This window comes from Nioella sp. MMSF_3534, from assembly GCF_030732985.1.
In the GTDB taxonomy this organism is placed as follows: Bacteria; Pseudomonadota; Alphaproteobacteria; order Rhodobacterales; family Rhodobacteraceae; genus Nioella.
Genome location: NZ_JASHJX010000101.1, coordinates 1 through 1823, shown reverse-complemented (window position 1 = coordinate 1823; position 1823 = coordinate 1). Strand labels below are relative to the sequence as shown.

General features: G+C 61.8%; 1 protein-coding gene. It reads left to right on the top strand.

Annotation, left to right across the window (positions count from 1 at the left end; genetic code table 11):
* Positions 1 to 52: 52 nt before the first annotated feature.
* Positions 53 to 1708, top strand: a complete 1656-nt coding sequence (gene ettA / locus RBB16_RS20590; protein ID WP_306047895.1) for an energy-dependent translational throttle protein EttA — start codon at positions 53 to 55, stop codon at positions 1706 to 1708.
* Positions 1709 to 1823 lie beyond the last annotated feature (115 nt).

Below are 1823 nucleotides of genomic sequence, written 5' to 3'. Positions count from 1 at the left end.
GACCGCTCCCCTTGTCTATGTCAGGGATCAACGCGAATGCATGAGGGTTCCTATGGCTTCCTACCAGTATGTTTACCACATGGACGGGGTCTCCAAGACCTATCCCGGCGGCAAGAAATGCTTTGAGAATATCCGGCTGAGCTTCCTGCCCGGCGTCAAGATCGGTGTCGTGGGCGTCAACGGCGCCGGTAAATCCACGCTGATGAAGATCATGGCCGGGATCGACAAGGATTTCACCGGCGAGGCCTGGGCCGCCGAGGGCGCCAAGGTGGGCTACCTCCCGCAGGAGCCGCAGCTGGATGAAACCATCTCGGTGCGCGACAATGTCATGCTGGGTGTGGCCGAGAAGAAGGCCAAGCTCGACCGGTTCAACGAGCTTGCGATGAACTATTCCGACGAGACCGCCGACGAAATGGCGGCCCTGCAGGATGAGATCGACGCCAACAACCTGTGGGATCTCGACAGCCAGATCGACGTCGCGATGGAGGCCCTGCGCTGCCCCCCCGATGACGCGATGCCCGCGAACCTGTCGGGCGGCGAACGCCGCCGTGTGGCGCTGTGCAAGCTGCTTCTGGAAGCGCCCGATATGCTGCTCTTGGACGAACCGACCAACCACCTGGACGCCGAAACCATCGCCTGGCTGCAACAGCACCTCATCGACTACAAGGGCACGATCCTGATCGTCACCCACGACCGCTACTTCCTCGATGATATCACCGGCTGGATCCTGGAACTCGACCGGGGCCGGGGCATCCCCTACGAAGGCAACTATTCCGCCTGGCTGGAACAGAAGGCCAAGCGGCTGGCGCAGGAAGCGCGCGAAGACAAGTCGCGCCAGAAGACGCTGGAACGCGAACTGGACTGGATCCGGCAGGGCGCCAAGGCGCGCCAGGCCAAGCAGAAGGCCCGGATCAACGCCTATAACGACCTTGCCAGCCAGTCCGAACGCGAGAAGATCACCCGCGCGCAGATCGTCATTCCGAACGGCCCGCGCCTTGGCAGCAAAGTGATCGAGGTCGAGGGGCTGCAAAAGGCTTATGGCGACAAGCTTCTGGTCGAGGATCTCTCCTTCGCCCTGCCACCCGGTGGCATCGTCGGCGTGATCGGCCCCAACGGCGCCGGTAAATCGACCCTCTTCCGCATGCTGACAGGGCAGGAGCAGCCCGATGCCGGCACCGTGGACTATGGCGACACGGTCAAGCTGTCCTACGTGGACCAGTCCCGCGACGCGCTCGACGCCAATGCCACGGTGTGGGAAGAGATCTCGGGCGGGGCCGAGATCATCGAACTGGGCGACGCAAGCGTGAACAGCCGCGCCTATTGCTCCTCCTTCAACTTCAAGGGCGGCGACCAACAGAAGAAGGTCGGGCTTCTGTCTGGCGGGGAACGCAACCGCGTCCACATGGCGAAGCTGCTGAAGGAGGGCGGCAACGTCCTGCTGCTCGACGAACCGACCAACGATCTGGACGTCGAAACGCTCCGCGCGCTGGAAGACGCGCTGGAAGATTTCGCCGGCTGCGCCGTGATCATCTCGCACGACCGCTTCTTCCTCGACCGTCTGTGTACCCACATCCTGGCCTTCGAGGGCGAGGCCCATGTGGAATGGTTCGAAGGCAACTTCGAGGCCTATGAGGAAGACAAAAAGCGCCGTCTGGGACCGGACGCGCTGGAGCCCAAGCGGGTGAAGTACAAGAAGTTCGTGAGGTAAGTTTGATATTCTCTGAAGAGGAGACAAGAGAGGATGTCTTAGGCTCAGGACTCATAGCCAATAGATGACGGTCGCTGCGAGGGCGATTGCCGATAGGAAGACCCTTGGGCAGCGA

Excerpts from the sequence above, each read along its gene's own strand:
- ettA (WP_306047895.1), top strand. The coding sequence starts at position 53 with ATGGCTTCCTACCAGTATGTTTACCACATGGACGGGGTCTCCAAGACC.